At 69.5% G+C, this 17,664-nt stretch carries 12 protein-coding genes; 7 read left to right on the top strand and 5 right to left on the bottom strand.

Going from position 1 to position 17,664, the window contains the following annotated elements; all coding sequences use genetic code 11:
• The first annotated feature begins 29 nt into the window (after positions 1–29).
• A complete protein-coding gene (locus tag IDM45_RS11985; RefSeq protein WP_209423044.1) occupies positions 30–1,169 on the top strand; it encodes an aminotransferase class V-fold PLP-dependent enzyme in 1,140 nt (379 codons plus the stop codon).
• 8 nt (positions 1,170–1,177) lie between these two features.
• On the opposite strand, the gene IDM45_RS11980 is transcribed toward IDM45_RS11985, so the two are convergent.
• The gene (locus tag IDM45_RS11980; RefSeq protein ID WP_209423043.1) at positions 1,178–1,597 is read right to left on the bottom strand and encodes an XRE family transcriptional regulator; all 420 of its coding nucleotides are present in this window, start codon (positions 1,595–1,597) and stop codon (positions 1,178–1,180) included.
• A gap of 341 nt (positions 1,598–1,938) precedes the next feature.
• On the opposite strand from IDM45_RS11980, the gene IDM45_RS11975 reads away from it, so the two are divergent.
• Together IDM45_RS11975 and IDM45_RS11970 are read left to right on the top strand one after the other, a co-directional pair.
• Positions 1,939–3,312 carry a DUF445 domain-containing protein gene (locus IDM45_RS11975; protein WP_232653963.1) on the top strand — a complete coding sequence of 458 codons (1,374 nt, stop codon included), beginning with the start codon at positions 1,939–1,941 and terminating at the stop codon, positions 3,310–3,312.
• Positions 3,313–3,429: 117 nt separating this feature from the next.
• A complete protein-coding gene (locus tag IDM45_RS11970) occupies positions 3,430–4,131 on the top strand; it encodes a MarC family protein (RefSeq protein WP_209423041.1) in 702 nt (233 codons plus the stop codon).
• Positions 4,132–4,146: 15 nt separating this feature from the next.
• On the opposite strand, the gene IDM45_RS11965 is transcribed toward IDM45_RS11970, so the two are convergent.
• The 4 genes from IDM45_RS11965 to purU all read right to left on the bottom strand — a co-directional run bounded on the left by IDM45_RS11965 (position 4,147) and on the right by purU (position 8,149).
• Positions 4,147–4,605: a peptidase associated/transthyretin-like domain-containing protein gene (locus IDM45_RS11965; RefSeq protein ID WP_209424106.1), complete on the bottom strand. Its 459-nt coding sequence runs from the start codon at positions 4,603–4,605 to the stop codon at positions 4,147–4,149.
• Between the two features lie 114 nt (positions 4,606–4,719).
• On the bottom strand, positions 4,720–6,237 hold the full coding sequence (locus tag IDM45_RS11960; protein WP_209423040.1) for an FAD-linked oxidase C-terminal domain-containing protein: 1,518 nt from the start codon (positions 6,235–6,237) through the stop codon (positions 4,720–4,722).
• A gap of 149 nt (positions 6,238–6,386) precedes the next feature.
• Positions 6,387–7,277 (bottom strand): LysR substrate-binding domain-containing protein, encoded by an 891-nt coding sequence (locus IDM45_RS11955; protein WP_209423039.1) that lies wholly within the window; start codon positions 7,275–7,277, stop codon positions 6,387–6,389.
• A gap of 23 nt (positions 7,278–7,300) precedes the next feature.
• Positions 7,301–8,149 carry a formyltetrahydrofolate deformylase gene (purU, locus tag IDM45_RS11950; RefSeq protein ID WP_209423038.1) on the bottom strand — a complete coding sequence of 283 codons (849 nt, stop codon included), beginning with the start codon at positions 8,147–8,149 and terminating at the stop codon, positions 7,301–7,303.
• Between the two features lie 42 nt (positions 8,150–8,191).
• Here purU and IDM45_RS11945 point away from each other — a divergent pair, with 42 nt between their 5' ends.
• The 4 genes from IDM45_RS11945 (at position 8,192) to IDM45_RS11930 (ending at position 17,660) form a co-directional block, all read left to right on the top strand.
• Entirely contained in the window at positions 8,192–10,903 is a 2,712-nt protein-coding gene (locus IDM45_RS11945) for a sensor domain-containing protein (protein WP_232653966.1), read from the top strand.
• A 504-nt stretch (positions 10,904–11,407) separates the two neighbouring features.
• On the top strand, positions 11,408–14,911 hold the full coding sequence (locus IDM45_RS11940; protein WP_411828420.1) for an LAGLIDADG family homing endonuclease: 3,504 nt from the start codon (positions 11,408–11,410) through the stop codon (positions 14,909–14,911).
• A 113-nt stretch (positions 14,912–15,024) separates the two neighbouring features.
• On the top strand, positions 15,025–16,941 hold the full coding sequence (locus tag IDM45_RS11935) for a type IV pili methyl-accepting chemotaxis transducer N-terminal domain-containing protein (RefSeq protein WP_209423037.1): 1,917 nt from the start codon (positions 15,025–15,027) through the stop codon (positions 16,939–16,941).
• Positions 16,938–17,660, top strand: a complete 723-nt coding sequence (locus IDM45_RS11930; protein WP_209423036.1) for a response regulator — start codon at positions 16,938–16,940, stop codon at positions 17,658–17,660. Before IDM45_RS11935 ends, IDM45_RS11930 begins: the two co-directional genes overlap by 4 nt.
• Positions 17,661–17,664: the final 4 nt, after the last annotated feature.

The raw sequence follows: 17,664 nt of genomic DNA, 5'->3' as shown, positions 1-17,664 counted from the left end.
CGCCCGCTATTTCTGGAGAAAACCACACCATGCCCGGACTGCTTCCCGATATCGACCCTGATGGACTGCTGGAGTTTTCCGTTGTCTATACCGACCGCGCGCTCAACCACATGTCCCGGCGCTTCGTCGGCGTCATGCAGGACATCCTGGCGACGCTCAAGGAGGTCTATCACGCGCACACCGCAGTCCTGGTGCCGGGCAGCGGCACCTTTGGCATGGAGGCCGTGGCGCGCCAGTTTGCCAACCGGGAAAAGGTGCTGATCGTGCGCAACGGCTGGTTCAGCTACCGCTGGACGCAGATCTTCGACGCCGACGCTGGCCTGGGCGGCGGCTCCGTGGTCTGCAAGGCGCGCCAGCAGGAAGGCGGCAGCCAGGCGCCCTGGGCGCCTTGCCCGGCGGACGAGGTGGCTGCCGCCATCCGCGCCGAAAAGCCCAGGGTGGTGTTTGCCCCGCATGTGGAGACGGCCAGCGGCATCATCCTGCCCGATGACTATCTGCGCACTGTGAGCGAGGCCGCGCACGAGGTCGGCGCGCTGTTCGTGCTCGACTGCGTGGCCTCGGGCGCCATGTGGGTGGACATGCAGGCCACGGGCGTGGACGTGCTGATCAGCGCGCCGCAAAAGGGCTGGAGCGGCTCGCCGTGCTGCGCCATGGTCATGCTGTCCGAGCGCGCGCGGGGCGCCATCGAGGGCACGCAAAGCTCCAGCTTCTCGTGCGACCTCAAAAAATGGATGCAGATCGCCGAAGGTTACGAAAAAGGCCAGCACGCCTACCACACCACCATGCCCACCGACGCACTGGTGCTGCTGCGCGACGTCATGCTGGAGACGCGCGACTACGGTTTCGGGCGCGTGCGCGCCGAGCAGATCGAGCTGGGCGCCAAGGTGCGCGAGCTGCTCGAATCGCGCGGCTTTCCCAGCGTCGCCGCCGAGGGCTGGAAGGCGCCGGGCGTGGTCGTGAGCTACACCACCGACCCCGGCATCCAAAGCGGCAGGAAGTTCCTCGAAGCCGGCCTGCAGACCGCCGCCGGCGTGCCGCTGCAGTGCGGCGAAGGGCCGGACTTCCAGACCTTCCGCATCGGCCTGTTCGGGCTGGAGAAATGGCACAACGTCGAGCGCACCGTAGGCCACTTGCGCGCAGCGCTCGACCAAGTGGCGCCGCGCGGCTGAGGCTGCCCTCAACAGGCGGCGCGCTCGTCCTCTTCGGCCTGGTGGGCGCGCGCGATCGCCAGGATCACGTCGCGCGCCAGGCGCCGCTTGGGCACGGGCAGGCGCAGATAGATCTCGAACAACTCGCGATCCTGGTAGCCCAGGCCGGCGTGCCAGGCCTTGGGACGCTCGCTCACGCGTTGCGGGTTGTCCATGCCGTAGCCCAGCTCCTGTACCGGAACGTCCAGCCACGTGGCCAGCGTCATGAGCTTCTTGTGGTCGGGCATGGTCTGTCCCAGCAGCCAGCGGCGCACGCCATGCAGCGTCATGGGCTTGCCCCAGTGGCGCATGTTGAACTCGCGCTCCAGCACTGCGGGCTTGGCCTCATAGCCCGCCGCAGCCATGGCCTGGCGTAACTGCTGCGCAAACCGTTTTTTTGCATCCTGCATCCGGCCACACTAGGAAGGCCACTGGAATGCTGGGTTACTTGATTTAATAGTCACGTAAAACGTCTGCTTACAAGTTGCGTTAAGGCCTCCTGGCGCAACAGGCGGCAGGCGGGCCTGGCCTGGGGCCTTGCATCCAATGGAAATCGCACCCCCGACACGTGCCCAGCGCGAGGCCATGCTGGCCAACATGCGGCGTCTGCGCGAACTGGACGAAGCGCCCGCGCCTGCCCAGCAGTCCAGGCCGCCGGACTGAATGCGCGTCTGGGCGCACATGCGGGCGCACCGTGCTCCTACAGCGGGGCGATGGACTGCGGTCGCAGCGCCGGTCTATGCTCGGCTCCATGCACGTGCCATTCCCGCAGCCCCAGGCCAGCGGTGAGGCTGCGGCTGCCGAGCCAGCCGCCAGCACCGCCTCCGCTGCCTCCGCCGTCCACGCGCGCCAGCTCACGCGCGCCAAGCGCCAGGCCACGGGCTTGTTGCTGGCCGTCATTGCCGTCTTTGCGCTGACGCACTTCCTGCCGCCGAGCCTGGCCGTGCGCTGCCTGCGCGCCGTGGCCGAGGCGGCCATGGTCGGCGCGCTGGCCGACTGGTTTGCCGTCTCGGCGCTGTTTCGGCGCATCCCGCTGCCGCTGGTGTCGCGCCACACCGACATCATTGCGCGCAACAAGGATCGCATCGGCGGCAACCTGGCCGGCTTCGTGCGCGATAAGTTCCTGGACGCGCCCTCGCTGGTGGCCATGATCCGCCAGCACGACCCGGCGCGGATGCTGGCGCAGTGGCTGGCCGCACCGGCCAACGCCGAGCTGCTGGGCCGCCAGGTGGCGCGGCTGGCGCTCACCGTGCTCGACACCATCGAGGACGCCAAGATCCAGGCCTTCCTGGCGCGTGCCGCGCGCACCCTGGTCGGACGGCTGGACATCTCCGCCACCATGGCCTCGGCCCTGGGCGCGCTCACGCACGAGGGCCGGCACCAGGCGCTGCTGGATGCCCTGCTGGCACGCCTGGGCGAGCGCGTGCGCACGCCCGAGACACGCCAGTTCATCGCCGACACGCTGGTGCAGTGGCTGCGCCGCGAGCACCCGCTCAAACAGCGGATGCTGCCCACCGACTGGCTCTCGGGCAAAGGCGCCGATGCCATCGCGCACGCCGTCGATACGCTGCTCAAGGCGATCGCCGAAGACCCGCAGCACGAGTTGCGCGAGGCGCTGGACGGCGCCATTGCCCGCCTGATCGAGCGCCTGCAGCAAGACCCCGAGTGGGCGCGGCGCGGCGAGGAAATCCGCAGCTATCTGCAAAACGACGAGCTGCTGGGCGAGTATGTGTCCGGCATGTGGCAGCAGGTGCGCCAGCGCCTGCGCGCCGACCTGCAGGACGAGGCGTCCGAGCTGTCGCGCCGTGTGGCCGGCATGGGGCTGTGGCTGGGCGCCTCGCTGGCCGGCGACGCTGCCCTGCGCGTGCGCCTGAACGTGCGCCTGGAGCTGTGGGCTGCCACCTTCGCGCCGGATGTGGCGCAGTCCGTGGCCGAGCACATCCAGGCCACGGTGCAGCGCTGGAACGCCCAGGAGACGGCGCGCCTGGTCGAGCTGCACATCGGCACCGACCTGCAGTACATCCGCATCAATGGCACCATCGTGGGCGGCCTGATCGGGCTGGCGCTGTTTGGCGTGTCGCACGCCGCGCCGCTGTGGGCGCTGCTGGCGGGGCCGGGCGGCTGAGTGTGCTCCAGACGGGCCGCAACTGCCCTGTCTTTTGCATGAAAATCGGCCCAAGCCCTTGCCAGTCAAGCGCTGACAGCTATCTTTCTTGAATCACACTCCGTTCATCGCCCGCCCATGGAACTGTCCATCGCCGACCTGCTTGCCGCCTACGCCAAGAGCGTGCTGTTCGTGGTGGCCGGGGTGCTGCCTATCATCAACCCGCTGGCCACGGCGCCCATCTTCGTCAGCCTCACGGGCGAACTCAGCGAGGACAGCCGCCTGTGGCTGGCGCGGCGCGTGGGCCGCTACGTCATGGTGCTCCTGATGGGGGCCATGCTGATCGGCTCGTATGTGCTGCACATCTTCGGCATCTCGCTGCCGGTGGTGCGCGTGGCCGGCGGCCTGATCGTGGCCTCCATTGCCTGGAACATGCTGCACGCGCAAAGCGTGGCCAGCCAGGACGCGACCAGCATGGCGCAGTCGCTGAGCGAGGAGAAGGCGCGCATCAACGCCTTCTACCCGCTCACCTTCCCGCTGACCTTCGGGCCGGGCACGATTGCCGTGTCGATCGCCATCGGTGCCAGCCTGCACGTGCGCACCAGCCTGCCCACGACCATCGCCAACATGGCCGGCGGCCTGACGGCAGCCGTGCTGCTGGGGCTGCTGGCCACGCTCACCTTCCGCTACGCGCCGCGCCTGCTGCGGATGCTGGGCGAGACCGGCAAGATCGTCTTCCTGCGCCTGATGGCCTTCGTGCTGCTGTGCGTGGGCGTGGAAATCCTGTGGGACGGCGTGCGCGCGCTGCTGGTCAGCATCCTGCCGGCGGCAGCGGGCTGAACGGACTCGCAGCGGTCAGAAGCGGAAGTCCAGTGTCTTGGGCGCGCCGCCGACTTGCACCGTGCGGGCGTGGCTCTGGCCGGCGCCCTGCACCTCAACGCGGTAGCTGCCGGCGGGCAGCTGCAGCAGGCACACCGGGCCGGCAGCGTTGAAGGTCATGGTCTGCGCGCTGGCGCCCTGGGCGGTGATGCGCACGCCAACGTCGGCTTCATAGGCGCCGTCGGCGCGGGCAAACAGCAGCGACAGCGGATAGCGCCCCATGGCGGCGCGCATGGCGGTGGACTCGTCCGTGCCGATGCCGCCGCACTGGTAGCGCAGCGCGCCGCTGGTCTGCTGGGCGGGCAGATGGGCCTGGGTATCCGTGGGGGCTGCCGCCTGCTGCGCCAGGGCGGCGGAGCTGGCCAGCAGGGCGCCCAGGCACAGCGGGGCCAGGCGGCTGAACGGATGGCTGAACGGGCGGATGAACGAACGCATGGGCATGGCAAATCCTCCTGGCCGGAAAAGAAAAGCCCATGCTGGTGCCGACGCGCGCGCAGCCCTGTCAGCGCAGGGCGCCCCCGGCTGTGGTGCAAGCTGCCGGGGCGGCGGTCAGAAGCGCGGCAAGTCCGGGTGCGCCAGCCGGCCTGCGCGCACCAGCATCTTGCCGTACTCGGCACAGCGGTTGAGCGTCGGAATCACCTTGCCGGGGTTGAGCAGCTCGGCCGGGTCGAACGCCGCCTTGAGCGCCAGCATCTGGGCGTTTTCCTCGGCGGTGAACTGCACGCACATGCTGTTCAATTTCTCCACGCCCACGCCGTGCTCGCCGGTCACCGTGCCGCCCATGGCCACGCTGGTCTCCAGGATGTCGGCGCCGAACAGCTCGCAGCGGCGCAGCTCGTCGGGGTCGTTGGCGTCGAACAGGATCAAAGGGTGCAAATTGCCGTCGCCGGCGTGGAAGACGTTGACGCAGCGCAGGCGGTATTTCTTCTCCATCTCGGCGATGGCCAGCAGGATGTCGGCCAGGCGCTTTCTCGGGATGGTCGAGTCCATGCACATGTAGTCCGGGCTGATGCGCCCGCTGGCCGGGAAGGCGTTCTTGCGCCCGCTCCAAAAGCGCGCGCGCTCGTCCTCGCTGCCGCTCACGGCAATGGCGGTGGCGCCGGCAGCGGTCAGCACGGCGCTCATGCGGGCGATTTCCTCCTCGACCTCCTCGGGCGTGCCGTCGCTCTCGCACAGCAAGATGGCGGCGGCGCTCAGGTCGTAGCCGGCGTGGACGAAATCCTCCACCGCTGCGGTCATGGGCCTGTCCATCATCTCCAGCCCTGCCGGGATGATGCCGGCGGCAATCACCGCAGCCACGGCGTCGCCGGCTTTGCGCACGTCGTCGAAGCTGGCCATGATGCAGCGCGCCAGCTGCGGGTGCGGGATCAGCCGGACGGTGATCTCCAGCGCCACGGCCAGCATTCCTTCGCTGCCGATCACGGCGGCCAGCAAGTCCAGCCCGGGGGCGTCCAGCGCCTCGGCTCCGAAGGTCACCGGCGTGCCGTCGGCGCCGTAGCCGCGCACGGCAAGCACGTTGTGCAGCGTCAGGCCGTATTTCAGGCAATGCACGCCGCCGGAGTTCTCGGCCACGTTGCCGCCGATGGTGCAGGCGATCTGGCTGCTCGGGTCGGGCGCGTAGTACAGGCCGTGCGGCGCGGCCGCCTCGCTGATGGCCAGGTTGCGCACGCCGCACTGCACGCGCGCCGTGCGGCTGACCGGGTTGACCTCCAGGATGCGGTTGAAGCGCGCCAGCGACAGCGTCACGCCCAGCGGGTGCGGCATGGCGCCGCCCGACAGCCCGGTGCCGGCGCCGCGCGCCACCACCGGCACCTGCAGGCGGTGGCAGGTCTGCAGTACGGCCTGCACTTCGCTCTCGGTCTCGGGCAGGCAGACCACCAGCGGGCGCTGGCGGTAGGCCGTCAGGCCGTCGCATTCATAGGGCGTGGTGTCCTCGGCCTGCCACAGCAGGGCGTGCCGGGGCAGGCAGGCGGACAAGGCCTGGACGACCTCGTTCTGGCGCCGGGCGCGCTCGGCGGGGCTGGGGGTGGGGACGGGGCTGAAGCCGGGGCTGGAGGGCGCAGTCATGGCGGCAACTGTAGGCCAGTGCCGGGGCCACGGGGTTGAGCTTTCTTGCAGCGATGTGTGAAAACGCTGCGCCTGAAACTCACTTATTGATAGCTTTCAACGTTTGACAGTAAAGGGTTTGAGGCCGATTTGACCAAAATATATTGGCTTCAGTGCATGGCGCGGCGCAGCCATTCGGCAAAGGCCGCGCATTCCCAGCGATCCATGGTGCCGGTGCGCCAGCACAGGTAGTGGGCGTGCGGGCTGGGTGCGTCGATGTCGAACAGGCGCACCAGCAGGCCCTGATCCAGCCAGGGCGCGCCCAACTTCAGGCGCACCAGGGCCACGCCCATGCCGGCAGCAGCGGCGTCGCACATCAGGCCCACGTCGTTGAATTGCGAGCCTTCGGCGGGCGCCGGCCAGTCCAGCGCGCAGGCGTCGAACCAGCTGCGCCAAGGCTCCAGCGGGCTTCTGAGCAGCGGCACTTCGGCCAGGTCTTCGGGCCGCTCGAAGGGGCCGTGCTCGCGCACGAAGGCCGGCGAGGCCAGGGGCGTGACGATGTCGCGCGCCAGTTCGATGTGCTCCATGTCGGCGTAGTGGCCGGGGCCGAAGCGCACCACCAGGTCGGCGTCCTCGGCCACCACGTCCAGCAGCGGAATGGACACCTGCAGCGCCAGGTCGATCTCGGGGTAGGCCTCGGTGAACTGGCGCAGGCGCGGGATCAGGATGGCGCGGGCAAAGGTCGGCGTCACGGCGATCTTCAGGCGCCGTTTGGCCGGGTTGGTTGCCATGCCGGGAAAGCGCTGCAGCGCCGTGAGCCCCTCGCGTACGTGCGCCAGGTAGGCGCTGCCGTCGGTGGTCAGCGAGAAATCCGAGCGGCCGAACAGCCGCGTGCCCAGGATCTGTTCGAGCTGCTTGACGCGGTGGCTCACCGCACTGGGCGTGACGCACAGCTCGTCGGCGGTCTGCGTCACGCTGCGCAGGCGCGCCAGCGCCTCGAAGGTCAGCAGGCACTGGATGGGCGGAATGCGCCGCAGGCTGGCGCCTTCGGGGATGGTCATGGCGGATGGCGGCGCGGCGGGCTTCAGCGAAAGACCACGGTCTTGTGCCCGTTGGGCAGCACGCGGTGCTCGCTGTGCCACTTGACGGCGCGCGCCAGCACCAGGCTTTCGGTGTCGCGGCCGCGCGCCGTCAGGTCTTCCACAGTGTCGGTGTGGTCGGCGCGGGCCACGTCCTGCTCGATGATGGGGCCTTCGTCCAGGTCAGCGGTGACGTAGTGGGCGGTGGCGCCGATCAGCTTGACGCCGCGCTCGTGCGCCTGGTAGTACGGCTTGGCACCCTTGAAGCTGGGCAGGAAGCTGTGGTGGATGTTGATGGCACGCCCGGCCAGCTTCTGGCACAGATCGTCCGACAGCACCTGCATGTAGCGCGCCAGCACGACCAGCTCGGCGCCCTCGGCCTGGATGATCTCGTACTGCCGCGCCTCGGCCTGGGGCTTGGTGGCAGCCGTGACCGGAATGTGGTGGAACGGGATGTTGTAGCTGGCCGCGAGCTGGTAGAAGTCGCGGTGGTTGCTGATGATGGCCGCCACCTGGATGGGCAGCAGGCCGCTTTTGACGCGAAACAGCAGGTCGTTGAGGCAGTGGCCCTCGCGGCTGACCATGATTACGGTCTTCATGGGTTCGCCCACCGTGTACAGTCCCAGGCGCATCTGCAGCGGCGCGCCGAACTCGGCCAGATGCGCGCGCAGCGTGGCCGCGTCGTGGGCATCGCAGGCAAACTGCACGCGCATGAAGAACAGGCCGGTGGCGTGGTCGTTGTATTGCGCGGCCTCTTCGATGTTGGCGCCGTGCTCCAGCAAAAAGCCGGAAACGGCATGTACCAGTCCCAGGCGGTCGGGGCAAGAGAGTGTCAGAATGTAAGCTTGGCTCATGGTGGCGGATTGTCGCAGCAGGGCCAAGCACGTTGGCAGGCCATGGACTTCGACATCCCGGAGCAAAAATCACGCATGACGCCCCTGTGGGGCATGTTTCTGTACCTCACCGTGGGCACTGTCTGGGTGGTGGTGGGCGACGCATTGCTCGACCACTGGGCGGCAGGCAGCCCTCATCTGGCGCGCTGGCAGCTGGCCAAGGGCTGGCTGTTCGTGCTGCTGACGGGACTGCTGGCCTGGTGGCTGCTGGTGCGTATGCGCCGCGCCGAGCAGCTGCGCTCGGCGCTGTCGCACGAGCTGGCGCAGGTCGTGCGCCATGCGCCAGCGGGCATCGCCCGGGTCGATCCGCACAGCCTGCAGATCCTGTGGGCCAACGAGCGCCTGTGTACCTGGCTGGAGCTGCCGCTGCACGCGCTGCGCGGGCGCCGGTTCTCTGATCTGGTGGTGCCGCCGGATGGCATTCCGTCAGCACAACAGCTGGAGGAGCTGCTGGCCGGGCGCATCGAGCGCTACCAGGGCGAGCGCGTCTGCCAGCCCGCCGGCGGCGGCGAGCAGCTGCCAGTACTGTGCAACGTCAGCCTGGTGCCCGCTGCCGAGGGCATGCCCGAGCATCTGGTATGCGTGCTGCAGGACATGGGCGAGATCGGCGCCGCCCGCGCCGCGCTGGCGCACAGCCAGCGGGTGCTGGGCCAGGCGCTGGAGGGCAGCGGCAGCGGCCTGTGGGACTGGGATCTGCTGCAGCAGCGCTCGACCTACTCGCCCGGATTGCTGCGCCTGCTGGGCCTCGCCGGCCCACAGCCCGAGCCAGGCCACCTGCTGCTGCTGCAGCGCCTGCATCCGGACGACCTGGAGCGCGTGCGCGCTGCCGTGGAGCAGGCCATCGCCACCGGCGAGGCCTTCGAGGTGACGGCGCGGCTGCAGCACGGCAGCGGCGAATGGCGCTGGTTCCACGCGCGCGGCCAGCGCCATCTGGATGCCGACGGGCAGCCCGAGCGCTTCTCGGGCATCCTGACCGATCTGAGCGCCCGGCGCGCTGCCGAGGAGCGCCAGCGCCTGGCGGCCACGGTGGTGGACAACACCATCGAGGGCGTGGTGGTGACCGACGCGCAGATGCAGATCCTGTCGGTGAACGCCGCCTTCACGCGGCTGATGGGCTACACCGAGCAGGAGCTGCAGGGCCACACGCCGCGGCTGTTCAAATCCGGGCGCCACGGCAAGGAGTTCTACCAGCTCATGTGGGACGCCATGCAGCGCACCGGCCACTGGCAGGGCGAGATCTGGAACCGGCGCAAAAACGGCGAGATCTTCCCGGAGCGCATGTCGCTGTCGGAGGTGCGCGACGGCCAGGGCGAGGTCACGCACTACGTGTGCATGTTTACCGATATTTCCGAGGAAAAGCAGCAGCAGGAGCGCCTGGAATTCCTGGCCCACTGCGACCCGCTGACGGGCCTGGCCAACCGGCTGTGGTTCGGCGAACAGTTGCAGGGCGTGGTGCAGCAGGCGCAGGCCAGCGGCGAGCGCCTGGCGGTGCTGCTGCTGAACCTGGATCGCTTCAAGGATGTCAATGGCAGCTATGGCCACACCGTGGGCGATCAGGTGCTGCAGCACATCGCCCAGCAGGTGCGCTCCGAGCTGCGCCCGGGCGACCTGATCGGGCGCCTGGCCGGCGACGAGATCGCCGTGGTGGCGCGCCACCTGCGCCATGCCGACGGCGCCGCCGCCGTGGCGCGCAACCTGATCGGCGCCGCCGCCCGGCCCTGGCACACGCCCGACGGCGTGGCCGTGGTCGTGGGCGTGAGCATCGGCATCTGCCTGTACCCGGAGCACGCCGACAACGCCCAGCACCTGCTGCAGGGCGCGCACGCCGCCGTCTATGGCGCCAAGGCGCGCGGGCGCGGGGCGTATTGCTTTTTCTCCGAGCAGATGACGCAGGACGCGCGCGAGCGCCTGCGCATCGAGGCGCGCCTGCGCCTGGCCCTGGCGCGCCAGCAGTTGCAGCTGTACTACCAGCCGCAGGTGGACGTGGCCAGCGGGCGCATCGTCGGCGCCGAGGCGCTGGTGCGCTGGTTCGACCCCGAGGAGGGCATGATTTCGCCGGCGCGCTTCATCCCGGTGGCCGAAAGCTCGGGCGTGATCGGCGCCCTGGGCGACTGGGTGTTGCGCGAGGCCTGCCGCCAGGGGCGCAGCTGGCAGGATGCCGGCCTGCCCCGGCTGCGCATCGCGGTGAACGTCTCGCCGCGCCAGTTCCAGGTCAACGACGTGGCTGGCAGCGCCGCCCAGGCGCTGGCGGCCAGCGGCTTTTCCGCGCGCAACCTGGAGCTGGAGCTGACCGAGAGCGTGCTGGCCGAGCGCCCCGAGGAGGCCCGCCAGACGCTGCTGCGCCTGCATGAGCTGGGCGTGACCATCGCGGTGGACGACTTCGGCACCGGCTACTCGTCGCTGGCGCAGCTCAAGCGCTTTCCCATCGACGTGCTCAAGATCGACCAGAGCTTCACCCGCGACGTGCCGGCCAGCGGCGACGACATGGCCATCAGCGCCGCCATCATCGCCATGGGCCACAGCCTGGGCCTGCAGGTGGTGGCCGAAGGGGTGGAGACGCCGGCGCAGCTGGACTTCCTGCGCGAACGCGGCTGCGATCTTTACCAGGGCTATCTGTGCAGCCGCCCCCTGCCCGCCGATGAATTCGCAGCCCTGCTGCGTGCCAGCCTGGAGCCGGGCGCTGGCGCTGCTGGGGGCATCGACAGCCGGCGCTGAAAGGCTCGGGCGCATTTGCGAAAATGGCGCGCTGCGCGCCGGCGCGTCCGGCCTGCCGGTGTTTTCGGCCCTGGCCCCGCCCCTGTCGATCCCGAGCGGCCTGCACGGCCCTGCCAAAGACTGCACCGCCGTGGCAAGGCAATGACGGATACCCCAGCAGGGACTTTGTGGATTTTGCGCGACTGTGCGCCAGCAACCGCCGGCGCCGACCGCAAACCCCGCGCTGCCCGCATGGGGTGCCGAGCCGGCGCTATGGAAATCACAGCCCGGACAGCCCCGGGACACAAGCTGGCACACCTGCCCGGGCGCCGGGCCGCTCCCCGGGTGTACAACCCCTGGCCCGGCCCGCCCTCCACGGCCCGGCTATCGCCGCTTTGGCGCGATGGCCGGCGCGCCCCGTTCTTCATTCCTCTTTTTCTTTCCTTTCTGCCGAGAACCCGACGCCATGCAACGCGAATCCACCAGCCTCGCCCCAGCCTGCCCGCCCAGCCCATCAGCCAGGATGTGCTGAGCGAGAAATATTTCAAGAACGGCGAGAGCAGCGAGGAGCATCTGTTTGCCCGCGTGGCGCGCGCCCTGGCGTCGGTGGAAAAGCCCGAGCTGCGGCAGAAATTCGAGCAGCGCTTTCTGGAGAACCTGCGCGCCGGCGCCATTGGCGCCGGGCGCATCATGAGCGCCGCCGGCACCGACATCCAGGCCACGCTCATCAACTGCTTCGTGCAGCCCGTGGGCGACTGCATCCAGGGCGTCGATGACGCCGGCTACCCCGGCATTTACGAAGCGCTGCGCGAGGCCGCCGAGACCATGCGCCGAGGCGGCGGCGTGGGCTACGATTTTTCGCGCATCCGCCCGCGCGGCGCGCTGGTCAAGGGCACGGCGTCCATGGCCTCCGGCCCGTGCAGCTACATCAACGTGTTCGACCAGTCCTGCTCCACGGTGGAGAGCGCCGGCGCCCGGCGCGGCGCGCAGATGGGCGTGCTGCGCATCGATCATCCGGATGTGCTGGACTTCATCACTGCCAAGCGCACGCCCGGGCGCTGGAACAACTTCAACGTGTCCGTGGGCGTGCCGGACGCCTTCATGCAGGCCGTGGAGCAGGACGGCGACTGGGAGCTGATCCACGCCGCCGCCCCCGGCCAGGAGCTGATCCGCGAGGGCGCCTGCCAGCGCGCCGACGGCCAGTGGGTCTATCGCAAGCTGCGCGCGCGCGAACTGTGGGACACCATCATGAAGTCGGCCTACGACTTCGCCGAGCCGGGCATCCTGTTTCTCGACCAGATCAACACCGACAACAACCTGCGCTATACCGAGAACATCCAGGCGACCAACCCCTGCGTCACCGCCGACACGCGGCTGGCCACGCAGCATGGCCTGGTGCGCATCGGCGACCTGTACCACGCAGGCGCGCCGCTGCAGGCCACGGTCGATCGCCGCGCACTGGGCCAGCCGGGGCGCGGCGTGGAAGTGCGCCCGGCCAAGCCGGCCTTCATGACGGCGCGCCAGGCCGAGGTCTTCAAGGTCACGACCGAAGACGGCTACGAGATCAAGGCCACCGCCTGGCACGATTTCTACACCCAGCGCGGCAAGATCAAGCTGTCCGAGCTGCAGGTCGGCGACGAGCTGTGGGTGCAATCGGGCAAGGGCCAGTTCGGCAGCCAGGGCGGCGAAGACCTGGGCCTGCTGCTGGGCCTGGTCACGGGCGATGGGCACTTCACGCACCGTGGCAAAGGCCAGGAAGTGGTGTGCATCAACCTGTGGAACCAGGAGCGCGCCCTGGCCGAGCGGGTGACCACGCTGGTCAACACCATGATCGCCGGGGCCGCGCGCACGCCGCGCAGCTACCGCGTTGCACCGGTGGCCGTGGCCGAGCGCAACCAGGTCTTCATCCGCTCGGTGCTGCTGGCGCGCGTGCTGGCCCTGTGGGGCTTCACGCGCGAGACCAAGCTGCGCGTGCCGGAAGTCGTCTGGCAGGGCAGCGAGGCCTGCGTGCGCGCCTACCTGCGCGCGCTGTTCCAGACCGACGGCACGGTGAACGTCTGCAGCAATGGCAGCAGCTGCTCGGTGCGCCTGGCCTCCAGCCAGCCGCAGCTGCTCAAGGACGTGCAGGTACTGCTGAGCAATTTCGGCGTCTTCAGCCGTGTGCGCCTGCGCCGCCAGGCGGGCATCAAGGCCCTGCCCGATGGCCGGGGCGGGCGGGCCGACTACGCCTGCCAGGCGCAGCACGAGCTGATCATCGACGGCCAGTCGCGCGAGCAGTTCATGCAGGAGGTCGGCTTTTTGCTCGACTACAAGGCCGAGCGCTATCGCCAGTGGGTGGCCGACAAGGTGCTGCACAAGACCCAGCGCTTTGCCAGCCGCATCGCCGCCATTGATTTCTGCGGGCGTGAGGCGGTCTTCGACACCACTCAGGACGACCACAACACCGTCATCTTCAACGGCCTGGTGACCGGGCAATGCGGCGAGCAGCCGCTGCCGCCCTACGGCTGCTGCGACCTGGGGCCGGTCATCCTGACGCGCTTCGTGCGCAACCCGTTTGGCCTGCAGGGCGAGGCGGCGTTCGACTTCGAGGCCTTCGAGGCCGCCGTGGCCACGCAGGTGCGCGCGCTGGACAACGTGCTGGACGTGACCTTCTGGCCGCTGCCGCAGCAGCAGGCCGAGTCAAGCGCCAAGCGGCGCATCGGCGTGGGCTTCACCGGCATGGGCAATACCCTGGCCATGCTGAAACTGCGCTACGACCGCCAGGACGGGCGCGACATGGCCGTCAAGATCGCCCGCCGGATGCGCGACGCCGCCTACCGCGCCTCGGTCGAGCTAGCGCGCGAGAAGGGCGCTTTCCCCAAGTTCGACGCCGAGGGCTATCTGGCCGAAGGGACGTTCGCCAGCCGCCTGCCCGAAGACCTCAAGAAGCAGATCCGCAAGCACGGCATCAGAAACAGCCACCTGCTGTCGATCGCGCCCACCGGCACCGTGAGCCTGGCCTTTGCCGACAACGCCTCCAACGGCATCGAGCCGCCGTTTTCCTGGACGTACACGCGCAGAAAGCGCGAGGCCGACGGCAGCAAGAGCGAGTACACCGTGGAAGACCACGCCTGGCGCCTGTACCGGACGCTGGGCGGCAATGTTGAGCAGTTGCCCGAGTACTTCGTCAGCGCCATGGACATGAGCGCCGCCGACCACGTAGCCATGATGGAGGCCGTCCAGCCCTACGTGGACACGGCCATTTCCAAGACCGTCAACGTGCCGGGCGACTACCCCTACGAGGACTTCAAGGGCCTGTACCTGCAGGCCTGGCACTCCGGCCTCAAGGGCCTGGCCACCTATCGGCCCAACAGCATCCTGGGCGCGGTACTCGAAGTCACGCCGGCTGCTGCGCCGGCGCCAGCGCCTGCCGAGCCGGTGGCCGAGCCGGCGGCGCCGGTCGATCCCATGCGCACCGTGATCGAGAGCCGGCCGCACGGCGGCCTGGCGGCCGTGGCCGAGAAGATCGAGTACTGGACGCAGGAAGGCCACAAGCGCCTGTACCTGATCGTGTCCTTCCTGCCGGTGCCCGACGGGCGCGGCGGCACCGTCGATCGGGCCATCGAGTTCTTCATGCCAGTGGGCCAGAGCGGCGAGTCGCAGCAGTGGATCACCTCCAGCATGAGGCTGCTGTCGCTGGCCGCGCGCGGGGGCTTCCTGGAGCGCGCCCTGTCGGACATGCGCAAAGTGGCCTGGGATCGCGGCCCGGTGCGTCTGGGCACGCACACCCGCGCCGATGGCGTGCAGGTGCCGCTGTGGCATGACTCGGAGGTGGCAGCGGTAGCCTATGCCGTGCAGAACATCCTGGCGCGCCGCCTGGCCGAGCCCGAGCAGCAGCTGCTGCCGCTGGACGAGCCGGCGATCGCCGTCAGCGGTATGCCGCCGGCCATGGCCGGCAAGAAGTGCTTCGAGTGCGGCGCCCACGCCGTGATCCGCAAGGACGGCTGCGACTACTGCACCCAGTGCGGCGCGCTGGGCAGTTGCGGTTGATTTGCTACTGATTAAGTAGCTATCATCGCTTGTCCAACAAGGCTTCAGGGCATATTTCATGGTGAAAATGGCGCTGGCGGAAGGTGATTGCGCCAGCGGCCTACACTGCCGCCATGCGCCATCGCCCCACGCTCTCGACCAAGCTGCTGGCCATGGGCACGGCCTTCTTGCTCGTGGCCCTGGCCTCCATTGGCTTCACCCTGTGGGTGACCTGGAAGCTCGAAGGCGGCGCGGCGGCCGTCAACGAGGCTGGGCGGCTGCGCATGAACATGCTGCGCATGGTGCTGGCCCAGCAAAGCGGTACGCCGCAGGAGTTCGACCAGCTCGCCCAGCGCTTTGACACCAGCCTGGAGCTGCTGCGCACGGGCGACCCCTCGCGCCCGCTGTTCGTGCCCTGGAGCGACGCCACGCGTCAGCACTATGCGGCCATCGTGCAGGAGTGGCAGGCCATCCGCTCGCAGTGGCGCGGCCAGGCGCCGACGCACGAGCAGGCGCTGGTGCGCGGCGACACCTTCGTGACCGAGCTGGACGCCTTCGTGCAGGCCATCGAGGAGCAGATCGCGCGCTGGACGGCGGGCCTGCACCTGTTCCAGCTGCTGATGGTGGCGCTGGCCATCGCCGCCGCCGTGACCTTCATGGCGCTGAGCTATCTGCTGGTGCTCAACCCGGTCATGCGGCTGCAGCAGGCGCTGGCACGGCTGCAACGCGGCGAGCTGGGCACACGCCTGGCCGTGGAGGCCGACGACGAGTTCGGCCAGCTCACCGCCGGCTTCAACCGAATGGCGCACGCGCTGCAGGCCTCGCACCAGGATCTGGAGCGCAAGGTGCGCGAGAAGACCGCCAGCGTCGAGGAGCACAACCAGCGCCTGGCTGCGCTCTACCAGGTCAGCGCCCTGGCCGCCGAGGCCGGCAGCCTGGACGCGCTGACCCAGGGCTTCGTGCAGCAGGTGCGGCGTGTCGCCGCCGCTGACGGCGCCGCCGTGCGCTGGTCGGATCAGGCCAATGAGAGTTATGTGCTGCTGGCCGCCGATGGCCTGCCGCAGGCCATGATCGAGCACGAGCACTGCGTGATCGCCGGCTCCTGCGGCTGCGGCCAGCCCCAGGCGACGGCGCGGATGCGCGTGATACCCATCGTGCCGGCCACCGACATGCAGTTGCCGCACTGCCGCGAGGCGGGCTTCCAGACCGTCATCAGCGTGCCGGTGCAACTGCACCAGCGCCTGATGGGCGAGGTGACGCTGTTCTTTCGCCGCCCCTACGCGCTGGCCGACGACACGCGCGAGTTGCTGGCCAGCATGGCGCGGCACCTGGCCAGCTCGATGGAGAACCTGCGCGTCAGCGCGCTGGAGCGCGAGGCTGCTGTGGCCGCCGAGCGCAGCCTGATCGCGCGCGAGCTGCACGACTCGATTGCCCAGTCGCTGGCCTTCCTGAAGATCCAGGTGCAGCTCTTGCAGGGCGCGGTGGCGCGCGGCAACGACGCGGCGCGCGACTCGGCAATAGCCGAGCTGGATGTCGGCGTACGCGAGTGCTATGCCGACGTGCGCGAGTTGCTGGTGCACTTTCGCACGCGCACGCAGGACGAGGACATCGAGGGCGCGCTGCGCGCCACGCTGTCCAAGTTCGAGCACCAGACCGGCGTGCCGACGCAGCTGGCCATGTCCGGCCAGGGCCGGCCCCTGGCGCCGGACGTGCAGATCCAGGTGCTGCACATCGTGCAGGAGGCGCTGTCCAACGTGCGCAAGCACGCCGGCGCGCGTCGGGTCGAGCTGCGCGTGCAGCGCCATCCGCGCTGGCGCTTCGAGGTGCGCGACGATGGCTGCGGCTTCGATCCGGCCGCCGTGCCGCCGGACTCGCTGCACGTCGGCCTGGGCATCATGCGCGAGCGCGCCGAACGCATCCAGGCCGAGCTGAGCGTGCAATCCCTGCCGGCAGGGCGCGGCACCAGCGTGGTGCTGGAGCTGGCGCCAGCCGACCTCGTCGAAACCCCCGGTGCCGCTGCGCCCGCCCCCTCACTGGACAGCCTGCCATGACGACGCCTGCCGCCGCCACACCCCACCCGACCGCCCATCCTGGCGACGACATCTCCGTCTTCCTGATCGACGACCACACGCTCTTGCGCCGTGGCCTGGTGGCGCTGCTGGGCCAGCAGGGCGGACTGCACGTCGTGGGCGAGGCCGGCGACGCCGCCGAGGCGCTGCGCCTGCTGGCGCAGCTGCGCCCGCAGGTCATCTTGCTGGACAACCACCTGCCCGGCGTGCGCGGCGTGGATGCCATTGCCGGCCTGCGCGAGGCCTCGCCGGCCAGCCGCATCGTCATGCTGACCGTGAGCGAGGACGGCGCCGACCTGGCGGCGGCGCTGCAGCGCGGCGCCCAGGGCTATCTGCTCAAGACCATCGATGGCGAGCTGCTGGCCGCGGCCATCCGGCGCGCGGCGCGCGGCGAGCCGGTGGTCAGCCCGGAGATGATGGGCAAGCTGGTGGCTGCCTTCCAGACCCAGGGGCCGCCGCCCGAGCCTGCCGTGGCCGAGCCCGAGGCAAGCGGGCAGGGCGACGCCGCGCCGCTGTCGCCGCGCGAGGAGGACGTGCTGCGCGAGATCGCACGCGGCGCCAGCAACAAGGAGATCGCCCGTACCCTGGACATCGCCGAGACCACGGTGAAGATCCATGTGCAGCACATCCTGCGCAAGCTGGGCCTGTCCTCGCGCGTCCAGGCGGCGGTCTATGCCTCCGATCGCGGGCGGCGCGGCTGACGTC

Origin of the sequence: Melaminivora jejuensis, assembly GCF_017811175.1 — a bacterium.
In the GTDB taxonomy this organism is placed as follows: Bacteria; Pseudomonadota; Gammaproteobacteria; order Burkholderiales; family Burkholderiaceae_C; genus Melaminivora; species Melaminivora jejuensis.
Note: the sequence above shows the minus strand (reverse complement) of the source record. Positions and strands in the feature narration are given on the sequence as shown.